This window comes from Candidatus Nitrosotenuis cloacae (assembly GCF_000955905.1).
In the GTDB taxonomy this organism is placed as follows: domain Archaea; phylum Thermoproteota; class Nitrososphaeria; order Nitrososphaerales; family Nitrosopumilaceae; genus Nitrosotenuis; species Nitrosotenuis cloacae.
Window position 1 is genome coordinate 768,488 of record NZ_CP011097.1, and the last position, 21,353, is coordinate 789,840.

The following is a 21,353-nucleotide window of genomic DNA, read 5'->3' on the forward strand; positions in this document are numbered from 1 at the left end:
ATGCGGGAAAATAATCTCAATTTGATTTTTGATGGTTTTTATTGTGTTTATTTTGAAATCAAATCATGGCAAAGACATGGAAAGATACTGATATTGATTTAGCTCCCATTAAAGATCAGACAATTGCGGTAATTGGTTATGGAATACAAGGTGATGCTCAGGCAAACAATCTCAGAGATTCCGGACTCAAAGTAATAGTTGGCCTAAAAGAAGGAAGCCAAACCTGGAACAAGGCAAAAGCAGATGGCCATACTGTAATGTCCGTTGCAGAGGCTACAAAAAAAGGCGATATTATTCACATTTTACTTCCTGACATGATACAATCCCAAGTCTACAAAGATGAAATCCAATCAAACCTTTCTGCTGGCAAGGCATTATCATTTTCACATGCAGCTGCCATCCAATGGAACTGGATCAAGGCACCAGACAATGTCGATGTTATTATGGTTGCACCAAAAGGCCCAGGCTCTAAGGTACGTGAAACATACCAAGAAGGATTTGGTACACCTGCCATAGTCGCAGTATATCAAGACAAAACCGGTAAGGCATGGGAGCGAGTACTGGGAATTGGAAAAGGAATTGGTTCTGCAAGAGCGGGATTAATCCAAACAACATTCAAAGAAGAAGTTGAAACTGATTGGTTTGGAGAACAGGCTGATCTTTGCGGAGGATGTGCATCAATGGTTACAAACGCATTTGAAACTCTAGTTGAGGCTGGCTATCAGCCGGAAATTGCATACTTTGAGGTCTTACATGAGTTGAAGCTCATAGTTGATATGATTCAAAAATATGGCATCAATGGCATGTGGAGGCGAGTATCTGAAACTGCAAGGTATGGTGGTCTTACACGTGGCCCAATGGTTATGGATAAGGAAAGCAAGGCAAAGATGAAAAAAGTACTAGACATGATCCAAGACGGTACGTTTAATGAAGAATGGATCTCGGAATACAAAAAGAATGGCAAGAATGCATTTGATAGATACATGAAGCAACTTGAATCTCACCAAATCGAGCAAGTTGGCAAGCAAATGCGAAAGATGATGTGGCCGGATTCCAAAGAATAAGATTTTAGATTTTTCTTAGTTTTGCAACGCCTGAATTGATGTGCTCTATGATTGCCGGCAATGGTGATCCTGGACCAAATACTTTGGAGACTCCTGATTTTTCCAAGCCCTTTTTGTCTTCTTCTGGAATTACTCCACCGCCCACAACTAGGACGTCTTTGAGGCCTTTCTTTTGTAGTTCTTTTACAACCCTTGGAAATAGCGTATTGTGCGCACCATTTAGTAGGCTGAGTGCAACTGCATCTACATCTTCATCCTCTGATATTTGGGCGATTCTCTCAGGCGTGGCAAACAAACCCGAATAAATTACCTCCATTCCTGCGTCTCGGAATGCCCTGCACAAAACCAACGCCCCTCTATCATGACCATCAAGGCCTAGTTTTGCTACAAGAATCTTGACTCGACGAGTGGCAAGTTTTTGCTTCATCTGAGACTAGTTACCGTATCGCATTTTAAAAACTTATGATCTAGATGTCTTGTTTATGATGTCATTTGGAATGATGATAAATCATACTCAACAAACCGCTTTACTGGATAGTGTGGCGTTAGTTGGTATCACTGATCGTTTGATACTCTAAATCTACATAAAGGCTAACAAATAACGCAAAATTGTGCTGGTTACACCAATACATTATGATCTTAGCTTTGAGCCAATTTTCTCAAATTTCACGTTTGAAGGAAAAGAGGCAATCGATGTAAGGATCGCCAAGCCCACTAATACCATAACACTTCATGCAGCAGAACTAAAAATAAAAAAATGTCTTATAGTGTCGTCTGGCAAATCCATCTCAGCACAGACAAAACTGGATGAAAAAAAAGAAACCCTTACAATCAAACTCCCAACAAAAATTGCAAAATCTGCCAAAATTCACATCGAATACACTGGCGTGCTAAATGACCGGCTAGTTGGATTTTATCGCAGTCAATACAAGGACAAATCTGGCAAGACAAAATACATTGCAACCACACAATTTGAGGCAGCAGACGCAAGGCGCGCATTTCCTTGCTGGGATGAGCCTGCAGCAAAAGCAGCATATGATATTTCAATCATAACTGAACCGCATCACACTGCAATATCAAACACCAACCAAATCCTCAAAAAGAAAATTGGCAAAAAAACACTCTACAAATTTGCCAAAACTCCGATAATGTCTACGTATTTGGTATATCTTGGTGTTGGCGAATTTGAATATCTAACAACAAAATCTGGCAAAATAACAATGCGAATTGTCACCACCAAAGGAAACAGTAAGAAAGGAAAATTTGCACTGGATTTATGCAAAAAATTGGTCAAATCATACGAAGACTATTTTGGAATAAAATACCCGCTACCAAAACTGGACCTAATTGCAGTGCCTGACTTTGCTTCAGGCGCAATGGAGAACTGGGGAGCAATAACATTCAGAGAGACCATTCTGTTATTTGATGAGAAAACATCATCCACTCAGACAAAACAATTCATCGCCGAGGTTGTATCACACGAGCTAGCGCATCAGTGGTTTGGCAACTTGGTTACGATGAAGTGGTGGAATGATCTTTGGCTAAACGAGTCGTTTGCGACATTCATGGCAACAAAGTTTGTTGACAAGTTTTACCCAGAATGGAAACTCTGGGACCAATTCCTAGAAGATACAATGAACACCGCAATGGGCCTTGATGCATTACATTCCTCACACCCAATTGATGTCAAAGTAAACTCTCCATCGGAAATCAGAGAGATCTTTGATGCCATATCGTATGATAAAGGTGGTTGTGTTCTAAAGATGTTAGAGAGTTTTGTCACTGAAAAGAATTTCAGAGCAGGCTTGCGCGTATATTTGAAAAAATTCTCTTACAAAAATGCCGAAGGCAATGATCTCTGGGATGAAATTGGAAAATCCTCCAAGATGCCAGTTCGCTCCATGGTGAATTCTTGGCTAAAACAGACTGGGTTTCCACTAGTTGAGGCTAAAAAACAAGACTCCAAACTGGTGTTGTCTCAGAAGCGATTTGTCTTGGAACAAAAAGGATCACAAAAAGGACTATGGGAGATTCCGCTGACTATAACTCATGATGGCAAAGCCATAAACAAGATCCTCAAGAAAAAACAGGAATCACTCATCATACCATCCAATGAAATACTGGTAAATCCTGGCAGAAATGGATTCTATCGAGTAAAATATTCTCAGGATATTCTATATGATCTAAAGGAATTGATTTTACAAAAATCAATTTCACACATTGATAGGTGGGCAATACAAAACGACTTGTTTGCACTATGTGTATCTGGCGATGGCAAGGCTCGTGACTATCTAGAGATTGCAACATCATATGAAAACGAAGATGACTATCTTACCCAATCAAATGTATCTGGGAATCTTTACGCATTATACCACAGAACAATCGAAGAGCAGTATAATCCAGAAATAAAACAAATCACCCATCAATACTTTAGAAAAATGTTTGATAAACTTGGCTGGGATGCACAAAAAGATGAACCACACACAAATGCGTTGTTGCGCAGCTATGTGATAGGGGCTTTGGGAAAACTAGATGATGAGGAGATTCTGTGTGAAGCAAACAGTCGATTCAGGCAATATTTGCAAAACCCATCATCACTAAATCCTGATATCCAAGATGCGGTGTTTTCATTGGTTGCATGGAGTGGAGATCACAATACGTATCAAAAACTATTACATCTGTACAACAAGGCCGAATCTCAGGAACAAAAGACAAGATTTCTTGGAGCCCTGTCTAGCTTCAAAGACCCAAAACTATTGCTAAAAACACTAGACTTTTCACAATCAAAAAATGTGCGCTCGCAAAACATGCACATTCCAATAATTCGCGTCTCTGGGAATCAGTACGGCAAAAAAATCCTCTGGCCATGGCTAAAAAAGAACTGGAAAGGCTTGCGCATCAAAGTTGGTGTGGGTAGTCCACTTCTTAATCGCATGGTGTCTAGCATTTCGGCAGTGGCGGATAATTCAATGCAGGGCGAGATAAAGCAGTTTTTCCAAAAAAACCCAACACCTGGAACTGAGATGACATTATCCCAAACATTGGAGCGAATTCGAATCCATCACCAATTCATCAAGCGACTGCGTGCAGAATTTGCCTAAGAAAAAAGTCATTTTAGCATCCATTACAACCATCCTTGTACTTGGGATTGGAATTTCAATCTCCCAAAGCATAATGACACAGCAAAAATATGAAAATGTGTTTTATCTGGATGCAACGTTTCATCAATCGCAAAAACAAGTCGAAATAAAATTCTCTGATAATACCTCACAAACCACTGGCGTGGTATTGGAAATTCTGGGAATGGAGACATCGTTTCAGAGAACGTTCAATGGTAATTCCTTTACTCTGATGGTGCCATTTGATGGCGAGCCGCAATATGGGTGGAAGGTAGTACCAATCACACTGGTAGTGAGTCACCCTGAATTTGGTAAAGTAGGCCTCAAAACCGACATACATAGTGAAGGCCAATCAAGCAAGGTAATCTTTACTCAACTGTAATTACAACAAGAATTTATTGCAGATAAAAAAAATCACTCTGTTTGAATTTATTGGCAGATCTAAAGAAGGGAAAGCGTGGTGCAATCGCAAAGGCAATCTCTATTGTTGAGAATGATGAATCTGAAGCAAGAAAACTGATCAAAAAAATATTCAAAACATCTGGCAAATCTGTCGTAATTGGGATTACTGGACCTGCTGGTGCTGGGAAAAGCTCGTTAATCAACAAAACATCCGTCTCACTCAAAAAACTGGGTTTGAGAGCAGCTGTTCTGGCAGTGGATCCTACTAGCCATGTTACTGGTGGTGCTATTCTGGGTGATAGAGTCCGTATGACTGAGTCCACTGACTCTGGAACGTATATTCGAAGCATAGCATCGCGTGGTGCAACAGGGGCAATCTCTCACTCTATTCGAAATAGCGTTAGGGTGTTAGAATATGCCGGGTTTAATCCAATCATAATAGAAAGCGTGGGGGCTGGCCAGACTGAAGTTGAAATTGCAAACATTGCCGATATTACAGTTGTCGTGTTTAATCCTCACACTGGTGATAGCATCCAGACCGTAAAGGCAGGACTGACTGAAATCGGTGATGTGTACTTGGTTAACAAGAGTGATCTGGATGGTGCGACTCAGCTATTCGAGTCAGTCAAAGAGTTCATTGGAATGACTGAACGAAACCCAATCATACTACAAACATCTGTTACAAAAAATAAGGGAATTGACGAATTTGCAAAAAAGCTAAAAGAGATGATGGCGCAAAAACAAAAAACCAAAAAAGACCGCGACATAAAGCGACTAGACTCCGAGCTCAAAGATATTGTTTTAAATAATGTTAGGATAAGAATCGACACGTTGCTTGAGTCTGACAAAAACTATGCCAAATATCTCAAAAAATTACAATCAAAAGAACTAGACCCATTTGAAGCAGCAGATAAAATATCTACTAGTATATTCAAGTGAATAGTATGGCGCAAAAACAAGAAAAACCAAAGAAAATTTTAACCGATTCTAATTTCACAGTTGACCGAGTATATCACGCAAAGAAAAAGGCCACAAAAGAAGAGCCCGGCAAATATCCATTCACACGTGGAATCCACGCAGAAATGTATCGAGAGCGATTTTGGACAATGCGTCAGTATTCTGGATTTGGCGACGCAAAACAGACCAATGAACGATTCAAGTTCATGCTCGAAAAGGGGCAAACCGGTCTATCCATGGCGTTTGATCTTCCAACGCAAATAGGACATGATGCAGACGCCACACAGGCAGAAGGAGAGGTAGGAAAGGTCGGCGTATCAATATCGTCACTAAAAGACATGATGACTGCATTTGATGGTATACCGCTAGGCAAAGTAAGCTCTTCAATGACAATCAATTCCACTGCATCAACATTACTTGCATACTATATCGCGGTTGGCGAATCTCAGGGATTTGCAAGCACAGAATTACGTGGAACTACACAAAATGACATTCTCAAAGAATACATTGCAAGAAACACGTACATCTATCCACCACAACCGTCAATGAGATTGATTGGTGATATGATCGGATATTGTGCAAAACATGTCCCACAATGGTATCCAGTTTCAATTTCAGGTTATCACATGAGGGAAGCCGGCTCTACTGCAACACAAGAGGTGGCATTTACCATAGCAAATGCAATTGCGTACATTCAGACCTGCCTTGATAGGGGACTCAAAATAGATGACTTTGCACCAAGATTGTCGTTTTTCTTTTGTTGTACAATAGAGTTCTTTGAAGAAATTGCCAAGTTCAGAGTTGCAAGAAAAATCTACGCAGAAATTCTCAAAGAAAAATTCCACGCAAAGGATCCTAAATCACTACAACTAAAATTCCACACACAGACAAGCGGAGAATCCCTCACTGCACAACAACCAGACAACAACATTGTTCGAGTCGCAATACAGACAATGGCAGCAGTAATTGGAGGAACACAGTCATTGCACACTAATTCTCGTGATGAGGCATTGGCATTACCAACTGCCGAATCCGCCAAGATTGCGCTCAGAACACAGCAAATCGTCGCGCACGAATCCGGCATAACAAAGACAGTTGATCCAATGGCCGGCTCGCACTATCTAGAGTATCTATGTGATGAAATCGAGGACGGTGTTCGCAAATACCTAAAACAAATTGAAAAGATGGGTGGCGCGCTAAAGGCAATCGAGAAAGGATTCTTCCAGTCCGAAATCAGACAAAACGCATACCGACTAAAAAAGGAAGTTGATGCAGGTGAGCGCGTACTGGTCGGTGTAAACAAGTTTTCTGATGAAAAAGAAGCAAAGCAAGAACTACTCCGAATAGATGACACCGTAGAGAAAAAACAGAGAGCGGTACTCAAAAAACTACGCTCTGAGCGAGACAACAAAAAAGTACAATACGCCTTGTCTAAAATGCAGGTAGCTGCAGAAAAAGATGATAATCTGATGCCATTTATCCTAAATGCGGTAAAAGTATATGCTACAACTGGAGAGGTAAGCAACACATTCAGGCAAGTGTTTGGCGAATACCGACCAAAAGAAGTGTTCTAGATGAAAATAGATCATATAGCAATTGCAGTAAATGATGTAGAGCAAGCAGCAAAACAATACCAGGGAGCTCTTGGTGTTGAGAAGATCGTATACGAAACAGTAGAAGCTGAAGGCGTCAAGCTAGCAATAATAAAACTAGAGAATGGAAGAATTGAGCTGATGCAGCCAACGCGTGATGATAGTCCAATCAAAAAATTCTTGGAAAAGAAAGGCGAGGGATTACATCACATGGCGCTAGCCACTGATGATATTGAATCAGAATACCAACGAATGGAAGGATGTGGAATCCAATTCTTGGGCAAAATTAGACCTGGCTCTGAGGGAACAAAAATAACGTTCATTCACCCAAAGTCTCTGTCTGGTGTTCTAACTGAGATCTGCTCGCATCCAAAACACGACTAGAAAATCACTCTAGCATCTTTAGTGTATCTGATGCCGTGATGATTCCAATTATTTTACCTGCCTTGTCCACCAGAATGCACTTGGAATATCTGATTAGCGGTACAAGTGCTCGAGCGGGAGTCTGATGGTCCACAATTGGTGGCCTTGCCTCCATGACGTCTGCAAGCTGAATCTGCTTCCACGATGACTCGTCACTATCAGTAAGATGTCTTACCACGCCATCCTCTGTTATCACACCCACTGGTTCTGATGATCTGAAAATTGGAATTTGGCTGATGGACATTTTGCGCATTTTGTGTATGGCATCATGAAGCGAGTCCGTTGGCTTTAGCTTGACAATTTCTTTACTGCAAATATCGCCTGCCTTGTTTGGATCAGCTCGTCCTTCTAGGGTTGCCAAACTATCAAAGACTCGTTTGGCAGTCTCGTAGCTTGGCTGACTTCGACCAGATTCTATCTGGTTTATCATCGATGTGCTGACTCCTGTCATCTTTGCGAGCTCTTTTTGGGTCACGCCAATCTTGAGTCGGGCCTGCTTGATACTGTCTATTCTGGGAAGCATGACTCTCACTAAATCCCATTACGGTATGAATTTTACTGCTAAAACTCTTATTCTAAACAAGAAAACCACACATCATTGGGATTATTTGATAATTTCAAAAAGAAATACCCTGAATGCAAGACTACCGAAGACTGGTTTTACAAGGGCAACCAACTAGCTTCTTCTGGAAATTTGGATGATGCAATCAAATGCTTTGATGAGGCAATCAAGCTAAACGTAAACAACTCACAAGCCTGGAACAACAAAGGTTTTGCACTGGACGAGTCTGGCAAATCAAAACAGGCCATCCAATGTTATGATATGGCAATCAAACTGAGCCCTGGAAACGCTGATGCTTGGTACAACAAAGGATCTGCAGTTGGCAAATCAAAAAAATTCGAAGATGCAATCAAATGCTTTGATGAGGCAATCAAAATCAATCCAAAAAACTCACTTGCTTGGAATGGTAAGGGTTTTGCACTGGGCAAGACCAAAAACTTGGATGAGTCTATTGTATGCTTTGATGAGGCAATAAAACTAAACCCCAGCTATTTTGATGCTTGGTACAACAAGGGCTTTGCATTAAAAATTCTTGGAAATATGGCAGAATCGGATCGATGCTTTGAGCGAGCCACCTCGCTAAAATCACGTAATAAATGAAAAAGTGAGGATATCCGGTAGAACAGGGTCGACAGATGATATCCTCACCTGATTTGGTTGGTCTTGGCTGGTCCTAATCTCGGTATTACCGAATGAACCTTAGCATGTTTGTGCGATTTAACAAATAAAGGATTGCGTAGGAATCATACGTGAACAATTCTAAAATGTTGTTCAAAAAATACACACTAGTTTTCAAACCCTACCAAAATCATCATTCCACAAATGAACATACTGGTAGCGGAAGACAACAAGTTTACCGCACAACAATACAAAATATTATTGGAAAAAATGGGACACAAAGTCATCACCACTGAAGATGGTAGTGAATGCGTCAAAAAATACAAGGAACAACTAAAATCCGAATTTGACTCACTGGATGACTCTCCATTTGATCTAGTGTTGTTGGATCATAACATGCCAAAAAAGACAGGCGCTCAGGCAGCAAAGGAAATTTTAGCAAAAAACCCAAACCAAAAGATTCTCTTTGTTACTGGATATCAGAGATGGGCAGTAGAGGATGATACGGATGATCTGTTTGAGAAAATCGTACTGTTGGAAAAACCGTTCACGCTAAATCAGCTGTCCAGAAAGATTGAATCGTTGGTATAGTTTATCGTCGCTTTTTTGATTTTTTAGCCGCTTTTTTTGGCTTCTTTACCTTTTTCTTGGTTATCTTTTTTGGGGCAGATTTTTGCAAGAGTTTTGATTGGGCAGCCGCCACAATAGATATTGGAATTCTGTGAGGCGAGGCACTAACATACGATACTCCGGCATTATGGAAGAACTTGATAGAGTTTGGATCTCCACCATGTTCACCGCATACTCCTACCTCGATTCCAGGCTTTACTGTTTTGCCGTTGGCAATGGCTAGTTTGACTAGGCTTCCAACACCATTGACGTCCAGTGTCTGGAATGGGTTTCTCTCCAAAATCTCTTTGTCAATATATTCTGGGAGGAATTTGCCTTCTGCATCCTCCCTTGAGAAGCTAAACACTGCCTGAGTGAGATCGTTTGTGCCAAAGCTGAAAAACTCGGCAGTATTTGCCAGCTCATGTGATGTAAGACAACCTCGAACCACTTCAAGCATTGTTCCAAAGCTTATCTTTAGTTTCAGTCCGTGTTTTGACTCGACTTCGGATTTTACCCTATCGTAAATGGATTTGATGTGGTTTAACTCTGCAATGCTTCCTACCTGTGGAATCATTATTTGTGGAAATGCGTTCACTTTTTGTTTTGCTAGATCAGCCGCTGCTTCAAAGACTGCGCGTATCTGCATTTCATAAATTTCAGGATATGTTATACCGACTCTAACTCCCCGATGGCCCATCATTGGGTTTATCTCGGCTAGCTCTTTTGCCCGTGCCAAGTAGGTTTTGGCCTCTTCCATGTCAGGTGAGCCACCACTTCGCTCCATCTTGTGGATTTTGTTAATGAGTTCTTCTGGGTTTGGCAAAAATTCATGCAATGGTGGGTCGAGCAGTCGTATTGTGACCTTGTAGCCCTCCATTGCTTTTAGAATTTGAATGAAATCGCTTTTTTGTAATTCTTGTAGCTTTGTGAGATGTTCTTTGCGCTCCTCTAATGATTTTGCCATGATTAGTTTAACAAACAATCCTAGTCTATCTGATGCATTGAACATTCTCTCTGTTCTGCACAAGCCTATTCCTTGGGCGCCATACTTTCTTGCTAGTTCTGCACCGTCTGGCGTATCTGCATTTGCTCTGATCCCAATTGTTTTTGTTTTTTGAGCCCAATCAAGAATTGTCCTGAAATCATCAGTTATCTTTGGCTCTATTGTTGGCACCTCGCCAGTGTATACGTCACCCTGGCTACCATCGATTGTTATTGCATCGCCTTCATGAATTGTGATATTTCCAACAATTGCTTGTTTTGTTTCTGGGGAGATCTTCAGATCAGCACACCCAACAATACATGGCTTGCCCATTCCTCTTGCTACTACTGCAGCATGTGATGTTTTGCCGCCCCGGCTGGTCAGTATTCCAACGGATGCAAAAAATGCAGGAACATCTTCCGGCTTTGTTTCTTCTCTTACTAGGATGACTTTGGCACCATTCTCACCCATTGCAACTGCTCTTTTCACATCAAACACTGCAACACCGCTTGCTGCACCTGGTGATGCGGCAATTCCTTTGACTACCTTGGTGAATTGTTTTGCTTTTTCATAGTCGATGGTTTTGTGCAGTAATTGTTCTAATTGGTCTGCGTTTAGTCTGAGTAATGCACGGTCTTTATTGATGAGTTTTTCTTTTACCATATCTACTGAGCTCTTGATCATGCCAGCTGCGTTCATTTTTGCAGACCTTGTCTGCAGCAAATAGAATTTGCCTTGCTCTACTGTGAACTCTATGTCCTGTGGCTCTCTGTAATGTTTTTCTAGCTTTTTGCAAGTGTTTGATAATAATTCATAGCTTTTTGGCATCTCTAATTTCATCTCGTCTACTGGCTTTGGAGTTCGAACCCCTGCCACTACGTCTTCACCCTGTGCGTTCACTAGATAGTCGCCAAAGATGTGGTTGCTGCCATCGCCGGGGTTTCTGGTAAATACTACACCTGTTGCGGAATCATTACCCATATTGCCAAACACCATTGCAACCACATTCACTGCGGTTCCATCTGCGATGTCTTTTGTGATGTGGTTTTTCTCCCTGTATACGATTGCTCGCTCGCCCATCCAACTGTTAAAGACTGCCATGACTGCTAATTGTAATTGCTCGTCTGGATGTGTTGGAAATGGTTTACCAGTGTGGGTTTGGCAGACCTGCTTGTACTGCGATACTACACTTCGCAATGATTGCTCATTTAGGTCGCTATCCGCAGTTACGCCTTGTGCTTTTTTGGCACTTTCCAGAATATGATCAAATTTCTTGTCATCCACGCCAAAGACTACTTTGCCAAACAACTGGACAAATCTGCGATAGGAATCCCATGCAAATCTTGGATTGTTTGTCTTTTTTGATAGCGCCTCAACTGTAATGTCGTTTAATCCTAGGTTTAGTATGGTGTCCATCATTCCAGGCATTGATAGTGCAGCACCGGAACGCACTGACACTAACAATGGATTTTCAGACGAGTTCCATTTCTTTTTTGCAATCTTTTCTAGCTTGGTGATGTTCTTTTTTACCTGAGTCCACAAGTCTCGTGGAACGGTCTTGTTGTTTTGATAGTATAATTTGCAAACATCTGTGGTGATGGTGAATCCTTGAGGGACTGGCAGCTTTAGCTGAGTCATCTCGCAGAGGCCTGCGCCCTTGCCGCCTAGGAGTTTTTTGTTCTTGCCGTCTCCCTCATCAAAGAAATAAACCATTTTCATTATTTTATCACGGATTTTTCTATCGATTTGTTGGGGTTTTAAGCATTGCCTTGGCAAATTCCTCTACGATCATGCCCCAATTCTTTGCTTTGACTATGCCACTTGCTACCAATATTCCAGATGAACCAAGCTCAATTGCCTTTCTGACATCTACACCAGATACGATTCCGGCACCACACAAAAGCTTGGTGCTATTCTTTGCATTTTTTACTGCCTTTGCCGCCTCTGTGATTAGTTCTGGTCTCTCGGTGGACACTGCCTTTCCCGATCCAATTAGTTCTGGCGGCTCGATTGCGATATAATCTGGGTTTAACTTTGCATACTTTGAGGCCTCCGATACGTCTTGAACACAGACAACTGATATCATCTTTAGACTACGTAATCTTTCCACCAATTCTATGATGTCCTTTGGTGGGATTCTGTGCTCACTATGATTGATCAATGAACCGGTAACCTTGGATTTTTTTAGCAATTCTGGTATGACAAAGCCTGTGGTACTACCAACCTTGGCATTGTCTGTGTGCTGAGATAGGATTGGGCCTGAGTATTTCACCCCTAAAAGATGGTGTGGCGGGCAAATTGCTATTTTTATCTTGTATTTTTTTGCTATTCTCTGAGCGGTGGTGGCAAGCTTTTGGGTTTTTACACCTGATATTTCATCATAATTTTTGAAATTTATTACAAACAAGATCTTTGTGTTGATGACTCTGAGTGCTATTTATTGTTTATAGGATTATAGTTCCACTGGTGCAGATCCTTTCCAGATAAACGTGCACAGGGTAAAGATGTTGTTTGTCATCTCATCTGAGTTTGTAAACAGCGCGCATTCCGCATCGGTATTCTCATGCAGATTTCCCTTTACTGCAGAATCTGACATTAGGAGCTTGCCGCTTAGTGGGCATGACTTTGAAACTGCAATTCTTCCCTTTGATGGTAGCTTTCCTATTCGAACCTCGCTTGCGCCAAATCGTTTGATGAATAGCTTCATTTTGTCCGGAATTTCGTCAACTACCAGTCGTACGGTTCCACCGTTTCGCTCTGTCTGTTTTACCTTTTCTGGTATGGTGGTGTGGTATAATTTTGAGACATCCTCTAGTGTGGTAATCAGGTAAAATACATCTGTGTTATTCTCTAAAATCCGCTCTATCTGAGAAGTGATGTTTTCGATTCCCTGAATGATTCTAAATGTTGGGGTGGTTGACTTGCTGTCCGTTGTACTGATTTCCTTTATCTTGTCGACAATTTTTTTGCCGTCCTTACGTATTTTGGATATCTCTTCTTCTTTTTTCTTTAGTGTGATGGATAAGATTTCATCGGGCTCTGATGCAATGCACAACTTTGGTGATGAAAACGATATTGATACTATGCCGTTGCTTGAGAGCTTGTCGATTGTTCGATAGGTTTTTGCTCTGTCCACGTTGATCTCTTTTGCCAGAGCGCTTGCCGTAATTGGACCTGTTCTGAGCAAATTCAGATAAATTTTTGTTTCCAGCTCATCCAAATCTAGGATTGCGGATAGCTCCGATGCTAATCCCTCGACATACGGATTGTGGGTCTTGGTTAGCTCTGGGTCCGTTCCACTCAATGACAGATCCTCCATGGGATCTGTTTGGTTATTGCGTATTAACGACGTTCTCTGTTTTTTTCGAACGGACAAATTTTTCTCCCCCAAGGCTGTTGCTGTGCATTTAAGAGCCATTTTCACTTATCTATAAAAATAATTGCGTATGATTTATCAGCGAGGTGATGTTTTTTTGCACAACATCAGATCGTATGCATATATTTTACAAAAACTACACCACATTAAATGCAATTACTGCAAGTACTATCATGACTACTACGTGTTTTATGCCTGAAACGTACGAGCCGCTGCCAATTTTACCTGCTGCCAGTCCGCCAAATATTGCCTCAATTATGGCCATATTGAGCAATAATGCGTCGATCTGAGCAATGTCTACCCCGGATAATGCCGAAAATACATTTGTACTTGACATATGCGTGGTGACTAGTAGTTGCTTGACTGATTCTATCTGGGTAAAAAACTGCGAGGACAATATCACCGAGATTGCAATAAAGACTGCAAATGAAATGTAGATGGTATAGGTATATGGCTGCAGTGCGGACTTGCGTTCTTTTTCCAAGTTTCTAAGCTCAGTCACATATTTCTGAATGGTCTCTAGGTTTTCTGAGACATTTCCACCGTTTTTGAATGCTATCTCTAATAATACAATGACACGCTTTGCCATTCTTGTTCCGGCCTTTTTTGTAAAGTTTTCAAATGCCTCGCTTATTGGCATGCCCCAACTAATGTTTGCCTTGAGGTTTTTGAGAAGCGGTCCAAGGTTGCCCATATTTCTCTCAGGCACCATCTGGATTGCCTGAATTAGATTGGAGCCACTCTGAATTGAGCTGACCAATGATAACAAAAACAGTGGCAAATGTCTGTCAACTCCCTCCCTCCTTTGTACTTCTTTTAGCTGCAATAGTGTTAGTGGTATGACTGCTGCAAGTATTCCAAAAATTATGCCAATATCACGAGTCATCATCTGAACTGTTCCTGAGAGATAAAAGCTGGATGTGATTACTGCAATGCTTGCAACTGTAGAGATTGTCATGACTCGGAATTTTTCTGACTTTACAAACGGCATCTTTGGCATTATGATTTGTTCTGTTCTTGCGCTCATTTTCTTACCTCTTTGGCACCATTGAATCCATCAACAATAGCATGACTATGCCAAACAATGGTACCATGACATACGTCAACATATTCATCAGTGTGAGTAGATCAAACCCTCCTAGATCTGGACTCATAATTGCCATTATGGATAGCATGATGACTGCCATTAGGGGAAACACAATTAGTAGAATGGTGTACATTTCCGCCATTATTCCAAGAGACTCTGTTGATCTCTTGACGTTGATCTTTTTTTCTTCTAGGTGAACCTTGGCAGTTGCAAGAAAATATTCTCGAAGATTTCCCCCTGCCTTGAATGTGATGATTGCGCCTTCCAACAGCTCTGAATAGGAACCGTTTGGGGTCCTTTTGATAAGATCATTTACTGCGGTTATCACATCCATCCCAAGAATCTCGATGTTTCTTGTAACAAAACGCGAATCCTTGACGATTTCCTCATTGGATGGCTCTTGAGCAATTGCCTTGAAGACACCCTCAAGTGACAAGCCGCTGGCGCATAATGTTGCCATGTATCCAATAAAGTGCGGAGTCTCCTCTCGAAGTTTGGTGAGCCGTGTCTTTGCATTAAGCATTGGCGTTATCTGCAGTACTGCAAACGTGATAATTCCTAGGCCTAGTGAGCCGACAACTGCCAAAAGCCCTGCAATCAGTGGGGCAATGTTTAGCATTATTGAGATAATTATTGTGATTGCAAATCCGATTATGGCAGCTATAAAACTTGATGAAATCATTGAGGCAACAAAGACTTCAAAGGGAACTGGCATCATTGCCTGTCTGATGCTTTCTTTGAGCCTTGGCAGCTTTGGATACAGAAAATCAATATGCCTGTTTAGTAGTCTATAGCTGAATATCTGAAAGCTGGATGGCTGATTTTTCTGCTCTGCTTGGGCATTGTTCTTTAAGAGTCCAATCAGTCTTCTATCACCAGCCTCTTTTTCTCATAAAATCTATCTGAATTGGAATAAAAGTCCAAAATGTTTGTCATTACTTCTTTGTGTCCTCGAATGTTGTGCTGGACAAGCCACTCTAATGCAGTCCTGCGTTTTTCCAGCTCATATGCAATGTTGTCATTGGATATGCCGGTTTTTTCTTTGATTTTTTCTAATACAATGCTGTTTCCCCCGTATTCATGCTTGTCGTCATTTGGATTCCATCTGAAAACGTCATGTGTTTTTATCTCACCTGTTTTTTCATCTAGGCCTGCAATTTCTGCAATCTTGATTATCCTTCTAATTGATTTATCATTGATTCTCAGTTTAAGCTGCAGTGTTATGAGATCCAGAGTGTTTGCAATGAGTGCTTTTGGAACGTCCATTGGTGATGATACTAGTCTAGTTAGCGTGGCTTCTACGGAATCTGCGTGAATTGAAGAGAATCCACCGTGACCTGTCGCCATTGCCTGAAATAGTGTATATGCTTCTCTGCCTCTTGTCTCGCCCACAATCAAAATGTCTGGTCGCTGTCGCAGTGCTGCCCTGAGAAGATCAAACTGGGTAATCTCGCCAATTTGTCCGTCTGTAAAATTCTGACGAGAGACTGCTGGAATCCAGTTCTCATGTAATAGATTTAGTTCATGAGTGTCCTCAATGCTGACTATTTTCTGTCCTGGTCTGATAAAAGAGGAGAGAGAATTGAGCAGTGTTGTTTTGCCACTTGCAGTACCTCCAGCAACTAGCATTGTGGAATTGTTCTCAACAGTATACCAAAGATATGCAGCCGCCTGCACGGAAATGGTCTTGAATCGCAACAAATCCACTATTGTGATTGGATCTGCGCGAAACCTTCGTATGGTAAACGTACTTCCACGCTTTGTAATCTCGCTTCCTAAGGTGAGATTTATTCTGCTTCCATCTGGCAGTGCTGCGTCTACTATGGGGTTTGCTAATGATGCATGTTTGCCGCCAACATAGGACATTTTTTGCACAAAATTATTCAATTCGTCATCATTCTCAAAGATAATGTTGGTTGGAACCGACTCGAACTCGCGATGCCAGATGTATAGTGGGACGTTCACTCCATCACAGCTAATCTCTTCAATTAGATGATCACGCATAAGTGGCTCTATCTTACCAAGATAGACAAAGTCACGTATTGCATAGTATGTTATTTTTGATAGTGTTCTTGTTGGAATCTCCATGTTGTATTTTTTTATCAATTCTAGAATTTTGTGTTTGAGCTCACGGGCGGCGTCCTTTTTTGTCTTGATACTGTTAAGTGTGATACTTAGCTCAGATATCAGCAGTTTTTTTATGACCTTGAAGTTTGTCTCGTCGTTTCGACTTAATTGTGGCTCTATTATGATATAGCGTAGGCCGTTCTTTGAGGTGGGATCTCTTATTAGGCCTGCATAAATTTCTGCATCATCAAATTCTATTTTATTTAGTGTCTTGAATTTGGGAATAAGATCCTTTACATCCGCTGTTCCAAATGTTGTGTTTTCCAATGTAGTTTGATTCTGTATTTTATTGTCTTTTTTTGCAAAAAACTTGCCAAAATCTGGAGGCGGTATTTTTTTGATTCTGATAAAAGAAAATCCACCTGGGTTCTTTATCAGATTCATTATTCTTGTATGATTGTTGGTTGGCTCATAAGAGATTGTGAGTGCAAATGAACAGCATCCCGTTTACATTTTTGGAATCAATGAAAACATTGGACGTCATGTTTCAGCTAAACCGTATCAAAGGGAAGGGTAGCGTCAAGCCTCAAAAGTTTGAGCAAAAATACCAAGAGAAAAACATAGACGCAGAACTATCAAAATGGCAGGAACAAAATAGTGAGAAAATCTCGTTTTTGATAAAAAAAGCAAAAGATGGTTACAACGGTCTGCTTGTGCCTGAAATAGACCACAAGACTGCCACGTTTGGGTATAGGATTCTACGAGAGCTACCGGACTACGATGTAGAGTTTTTGAATAATCTGGTCAATCTGAGCATGTTTGACAAGCTGGTCAATAACAAATTTCTAATCTGTCCGGAGCACAAGACATCGTTTCTGCTCAGCATTAGGATCAGCTGCCCAAAGTGCAGCTCCATTAATGTGGAAAAACTCAACCTACTTGAGCATAGGGCATGTGGGTTCATCTCGGAGAGAAAACACTTTGGGGGTCAGGCCGAGCTAAAATGCCCATCATGCAAAAAACTGATCAAAAATCAGGAAAAAGAACTACGATTGCCGGCCTCTTGGTATTTGTGCAATGATTGCAAGGACAAATTTGATGAAGCCAAGGTCAATCTTCACTGCAACGAATTTGATCATGATTTTACTGTAAACCAAGCAGACTCGATCATACTGTACAACTATCTTTTATCAAATGACACTGAAAAGTCTACTCTAGATCAAGAAAAGATAAGGGAGGAAATTGCAAAAATTCTTACAAAACACAACTACACGGTATCTGAAAATCACACCATAAAGGGAAAAAGTGGAATTGATCAAATTGTTGATATTGTTGGAACCGGGGCTGATCAATCGATTTTTGTTTTCATTAATAGTTTGATAGAAAACAACTCTGAGATTGATTCCAAACTGATTCAGATTCTTGATACGATGCCAAAAATAGCAATCTTGATTGGATTCTCATCTGTTTCTGAGATGACCAAATCCATTGCATCCAAGTATAATCTGTCCATAATATCGTCACAAAACATTGATGAGATCACAACCGAAGTCCAAAAAATCGTCTCTGCTAAAAGCAAAAAACCAGATGGCGATAAACCCACATGAAATGGAAATCTAGGCGTGCAGTAAGTCAGATTATAGGCACGCTTTTCATGCTTGCCATAGTTGTCCCAATTGGGACTGTCATAGTTACCAAGGGGTTAAACCAAGTCGGTGAGATAAACAACCGCCTTGCAAGCGGCATTACACTCGAAAGCGAAAAGGGACAAGAGGATATTGTGTTTGAGCATATACGATTTGATCCTGTCAGCAAACAAGTTACAATTTCAATTAGAAATGTGGGCACAACCGAGTCTACAATAAACAAAGTCACCATAGTAAAAATGGAAACCCAAGAGTTAATCGTAAATGATCAAAACATCTCCATAAACGTACAACCAAAGATAGGCCTCACAATATCAGAAATTGGAAACATCTCTGTTGCACAATGGGATGATCCGATATACCGAGATGCAGAATACAAAATAGCAATCACGACAGAAAAGGGGAATTTCTTTGAAATCTCAGCGAGGCCGTTTAACACATGATTACAAAAAGACGAGGCATATCTGAAATAATTGCAACCCTGATGCTTTTGGGAATAACCACTGCGGGTTCTGTGTTCTTGGCAAGCCTTGTTTATGGCAGTGGCTTTCAAAATACGCCGGAATCTGATTCTTTACAATCGTCATATGCAATCAAGCTCACTGGATATGATACTCGTGATTCAAATGATCTTTTGGGCATTGGCAGCATTGATAACAAATTTGACAAAAAACTCTGTGCCAAGGGATGTCAGGGGTTTGCCGATAACATTCCAAACAGTGCAAACCCTGGAACTGAATTTCTGGCATTACAAATCAGAAATGTCAGCACAGAATCTGTATATCTCAAGGGAATACAAATCAATGGCATTCAGCATGTTTGGGACCAAAACACCGGCGGCAAGTCCCTTGATGCAAGCAGCAATGACTATGCCGGAAAATACCCACTAAATGGAAAATTTAGCATAATTTCTGTTACCGGACTCGCTCAAAAATCCGAAAACAAGGTAGATGCAGACGAGGAAGTGCGACTAATAATCAAACTTGATGATGCGCTATCCTCAGACATTGCGTTATCCAAGCCAATCCTGACTGGAATCAACTTTGGTGGAGTTCGTGCATCTGAAAATGTCATTTTGAGTGGTGAAATAAGATAACGCGGGGAATCTCAACCATCGTCGGCTCGGTGTTTTTCTTGGTTTTACTATCTGGCGGATTGTCTGTGTCATACCTGATAATAGAGACACAATCGGATATGATAAAAACTCAGCAGGTAATTGCAGATGCTGAAATTAAAAAAATTCAGGAAAAATTCATTGTTTCTGTTTCCGCGGATAATGTTGATAATAATCGTCTTGCAGTATATGTAAAAAATCAGGGCAGCAATTCTTTGCAGATTGATAATATTTGGATAATCAACCAGACTGATCCGAGTCGGCCTGCAACAAAGTTTGAGACCAATTATACTGAATCTGTTTTGGCCCCGGGATATGGAACTCAGATTCTTGAAAACTATCCGTTATACATGGATTCTGGGGATTACTTGGTTAAAGTGATCTCTTCAATTGGTACGATACGTACCGCAGAGCTAGAAGTTGGTGGACGAGGTCCACTCAAAGCAAAGATGATGATTGATCCGCCAGATGTTCGAATAGGAGAAAATGCAACTGCTTGGCTTTTTGTAACCAACACTGGCAATACTCGAATACTAAATGTCACCGCAGATCCAATAGTAGTCGCACCATCATCTACTGTTATTGCATCATCTCCAGTCATACAAGTTACATCTGATCTTGCACCTGCAGAGTCGGCCATATTTGCGTGGAAGTACAATTTGATGGGAACAATTGGAACAAATGTGACATTTTCTGGATTTGCAAGAGGAGTAGACGAGCCAACAAAAACACCGATTCAGAGCAACAATGAAAAACAGTTGGTGTATCTGCGAGATAACAACGGCTTGGGAACCATACTGACCCAAACATTGCTCTCCAAACCTGAGATTTTCATGGTTTTACCATCGCCATTTGGAGATTCTGCACAGAGAGGACTATGGGGTGTAAATGTGGTAAATCCGACCAGCCAGCCGATTTACGTAAGCAAGGTGGTCATAAACGCAGTAACTCCTAGGGCACAATCAAACGACAAGATTTTTGATGTAAATGGGTGTTCTCCGGTAACTGTGGCACCGACCCCAAGCTCCTGGTCGTGTCCTGCTGGAAACCAACTCATGTGGAAAAACTCTGTCACACCACAGGTGATTCCACCAAAATCCGTCTATCCATTTTTGGTACAAGTTACTGCTGGCTCACTTGCAGGCGCACAAGACGACTTGGAGACCATACTGATTCAGACAAACGTCTTTACCACTTTGGGTCAGTTTGGCAAAGCAGGATATGGCTCTTCTATGAGAAACACCGGCTCTGCAATACCAAACGTGTTTTTGTCCAATGCAGTTGGCTCATCAAATCCGAGTAACATCCTATCAAATATGACTAATATCAAGCCCGGCACATACAAGACATTTAATGCAACAATTGCAGATTTTGATACCAGTGTAACAAACGTGATTGGCTCTGGCTCTAGGCTGATCATAAACATACCAAAGGGATGGACTGATGTGACTATGCTATCACATAATGGATTTTCGACCCCAACGTATCAGACCTTTATTGATACGTCATCGCAAATAGTTGGAATTCTAAACCAAGACATCTCAGGTGCTGCAGGAAGTGCAAAAACCATACAATTCCGAGCCAAGGCACCCCCGGTACTGGACACCCAGATGTACGTCATGTATGTATTGGCTGACGGAGATGTCATAAAAAATGGTGATACTGCAAACCCATTCCCAATAGGACCTATTGCAGAAATACTACTCCAAGTATCGCCATAGATTTTGGTAAA

At 41.1% G+C, this 21,353-nt stretch carries 20 protein-coding genes; 12 read left to right on the forward strand and 8 right to left on the reverse strand.

From position 1 onward, the window contains the following. The first annotated feature begins 65 nt into the window (after positions 1 to 65). Positions 66 to 1,064, forward strand: a complete 999-nt coding sequence (gene ilvC / locus SU86_RS04305; RefSeq protein ID WP_048187718.1) for a ketol-acid reductoisomerase — start codon at positions 66 to 68, stop codon at positions 1,062 to 1,064. A 4-nt stretch (positions 1,065 to 1,068) separates the two neighbouring features. Here the strand turns inward: ilvC and SU86_RS04310 are convergent, their stop codons facing one another. Next, positions 1,069 to 1,491: a cobalamin B12-binding domain-containing protein gene (locus SU86_RS04310; protein ID WP_048187719.1), complete on the reverse strand. Its 423-nt coding sequence runs from the start codon at positions 1,489 to 1,491 to the stop codon at positions 1,069 to 1,071. 184 nt (positions 1,492 to 1,675) lie between these two features. On the opposite strand from SU86_RS04310, the gene SU86_RS04315 reads away from it, so the two are divergent. Genes SU86_RS04315 through mce form a run of 5 tightly spaced genes read left to right on the forward strand, consistent with a single transcriptional unit; the run spans position 1,676 to position 7,518 of the window. Continuing rightward, a complete protein-coding gene (locus SU86_RS04315; protein ID WP_048187720.1) occupies positions 1,676 to 4,165 on the forward strand; it encodes a M1 family metallopeptidase in 2,490 nt (829 codons plus the stop codon). After that, positions 4,158 to 4,565 (forward strand): hypothetical protein, encoded by a 408-nt coding sequence (locus SU86_RS04320; RefSeq protein ID WP_048187721.1) that lies wholly within the window; start codon positions 4,158 to 4,160, stop codon positions 4,563 to 4,565. The genes SU86_RS04315 and SU86_RS04320 overlap by 8 nt, the downstream gene beginning before the upstream one ends. 41 nt (positions 4,566 to 4,606) lie before the next feature. Then, positions 4,607 to 5,524: a methylmalonyl Co-A mutase-associated GTPase MeaB gene (meaB, locus tag SU86_RS04325; protein WP_048187722.1), complete on the forward strand. Its 918-nt coding sequence runs from the start codon at positions 4,607 to 4,609 to the stop codon at positions 5,522 to 5,524. Positions 5,525 to 5,529: 5 nt separating this feature from the next. Next, positions 5,530 to 7,116, forward strand: a complete 1,587-nt coding sequence (locus SU86_RS04330) for an acyl-CoA mutase large subunit family protein (protein ID WP_048187723.1) — start codon at positions 5,530 to 5,532, stop codon at positions 7,114 to 7,116. Then, positions 7,117 to 7,518 (forward strand): methylmalonyl-CoA epimerase, encoded by a 402-nt coding sequence (gene mce, locus SU86_RS04335; RefSeq protein WP_048187724.1) that lies wholly within the window; start codon positions 7,117 to 7,119, stop codon positions 7,516 to 7,518. A 4-nt stretch (positions 7,519 to 7,522) separates the two neighbouring features. On the opposite strand, the gene SU86_RS04340 is transcribed toward mce, so the two are convergent. Beyond that, entirely contained in the window at positions 7,523 to 8,080 is a 558-nt protein-coding gene (locus tag SU86_RS04340) for a CBS domain-containing protein (RefSeq protein ID WP_048189184.1), read from the reverse strand. Between the two features lie 75 nt (positions 8,081 to 8,155). Here SU86_RS04340 and SU86_RS04345 point away from each other — a divergent pair, with 75 nt between their 5' ends. After that, positions 8,156 to 8,719 (forward strand): tetratricopeptide repeat protein, encoded by a 564-nt coding sequence (locus tag SU86_RS04345; protein WP_052755493.1) that lies wholly within the window; start codon positions 8,156 to 8,158, stop codon positions 8,717 to 8,719. Positions 8,720 to 8,941: 222 nt separating this feature from the next. Then, positions 8,942 to 9,328, forward strand: a complete 387-nt coding sequence (locus SU86_RS04350) for a response regulator (RefSeq protein WP_048187725.1) — start codon at positions 8,942 to 8,944, stop codon at positions 9,326 to 9,328. A gap of 1 nt (position 9,329) precedes the next feature. Here SU86_RS04350 and ppdK read toward each other — a convergent pair whose 3' ends face one another. The 6 genes from ppdK to SU86_RS04380 form a co-directional block, all read right to left on the reverse strand. After that, positions 9,330 to 12,050 (reverse strand): pyruvate, phosphate dikinase, encoded by a 2,721-nt coding sequence (gene ppdK / locus SU86_RS04355; protein WP_048187726.1) that lies wholly within the window; start codon positions 12,048 to 12,050, stop codon positions 9,330 to 9,332. Positions 12,051 to 12,069: 19 nt separating this feature from the next. Further along, on the reverse strand, positions 12,070 to 12,738 hold the full coding sequence (gene tpiA, locus SU86_RS04360; RefSeq protein ID WP_048187727.1) for a triose-phosphate isomerase: 669 nt from the start codon (positions 12,736 to 12,738) through the stop codon (positions 12,070 to 12,072). Positions 12,739 to 12,783: 45 nt separating this feature from the next. Next, positions 12,784 to 13,707 carry a TrmB family transcriptional regulator gene (locus SU86_RS04365; protein WP_236687761.1) on the reverse strand — a complete coding sequence of 308 codons (924 nt, stop codon included), beginning with the start codon at positions 13,705 to 13,707 and terminating at the stop codon, positions 12,784 to 12,786. A 136-nt stretch (positions 13,708 to 13,843) separates the two neighbouring features. Beyond that, positions 13,844 to 14,707 carry a type II secretion system F family protein gene (locus SU86_RS04370; RefSeq protein WP_420887334.1) on the reverse strand — a complete coding sequence of 288 codons (864 nt, stop codon included), beginning with the start codon at positions 14,705 to 14,707 and terminating at the stop codon, positions 13,844 to 13,846. Between the two features lie 31 nt (positions 14,708 to 14,738). Continuing rightward, positions 14,739 to 15,509 (reverse strand): type II secretion system F family protein, encoded by a 771-nt coding sequence (locus tag SU86_RS04375; RefSeq protein ID WP_236687762.1) that lies wholly within the window; start codon positions 15,507 to 15,509, stop codon positions 14,739 to 14,741. Between the two features lie 146 nt (positions 15,510 to 15,655). Then, the gene (locus SU86_RS04380; RefSeq protein WP_148550779.1) at positions 15,656 to 17,305 is read right to left on the reverse strand and encodes a type II/IV secretion system ATPase subunit; all 1,650 of its coding nucleotides are present in this window, start codon (positions 17,303 to 17,305) and stop codon (positions 15,656 to 15,658) included. 47 nt (positions 17,306 to 17,352) lie between these two features. Between SU86_RS04380 and SU86_RS04385 the strand changes: the two genes are divergently transcribed. From SU86_RS04385 to SU86_RS04400, 4 genes are read left to right on the forward strand one after another with little or no spacing between them, the layout of a single operon-like run. Continuing rightward, on the forward strand, positions 17,353 to 18,468 hold the full coding sequence (locus tag SU86_RS04385) for a TackOD1 domain-containing metal-binding protein (protein ID WP_148550781.1): 1,116 nt from the start codon (positions 17,353 to 17,355) through the stop codon (positions 18,466 to 18,468). Continuing rightward, complete coding sequence (locus SU86_RS04390; protein ID WP_048187731.1) at positions 18,465 to 18,950, forward strand: hypothetical protein; 486 nt, start codon at positions 18,465 to 18,467, stop codon at positions 18,948 to 18,950. The genes SU86_RS04385 and SU86_RS04390 overlap by 4 nt, the downstream gene beginning before the upstream one ends. Then, positions 18,947 to 19,603 carry an archaellin/type IV pilin N-terminal domain-containing protein gene (locus tag SU86_RS04395; protein ID WP_048187732.1) on the forward strand — a complete coding sequence of 219 codons (657 nt, stop codon included), beginning with the start codon at positions 18,947 to 18,949 and terminating at the stop codon, positions 19,601 to 19,603. The genes SU86_RS04390 and SU86_RS04395 overlap by 4 nt, the downstream gene beginning before the upstream one ends. A 38-nt stretch (positions 19,604 to 19,641) precedes the next feature. Beyond that, positions 19,642 to 21,342, forward strand: a complete 1,701-nt coding sequence (locus SU86_RS04400; RefSeq protein ID WP_148550783.1) for a hypothetical protein — start codon at positions 19,642 to 19,644, stop codon at positions 21,340 to 21,342. Positions 21,343 to 21,353: the final 11 nt, after the last annotated feature.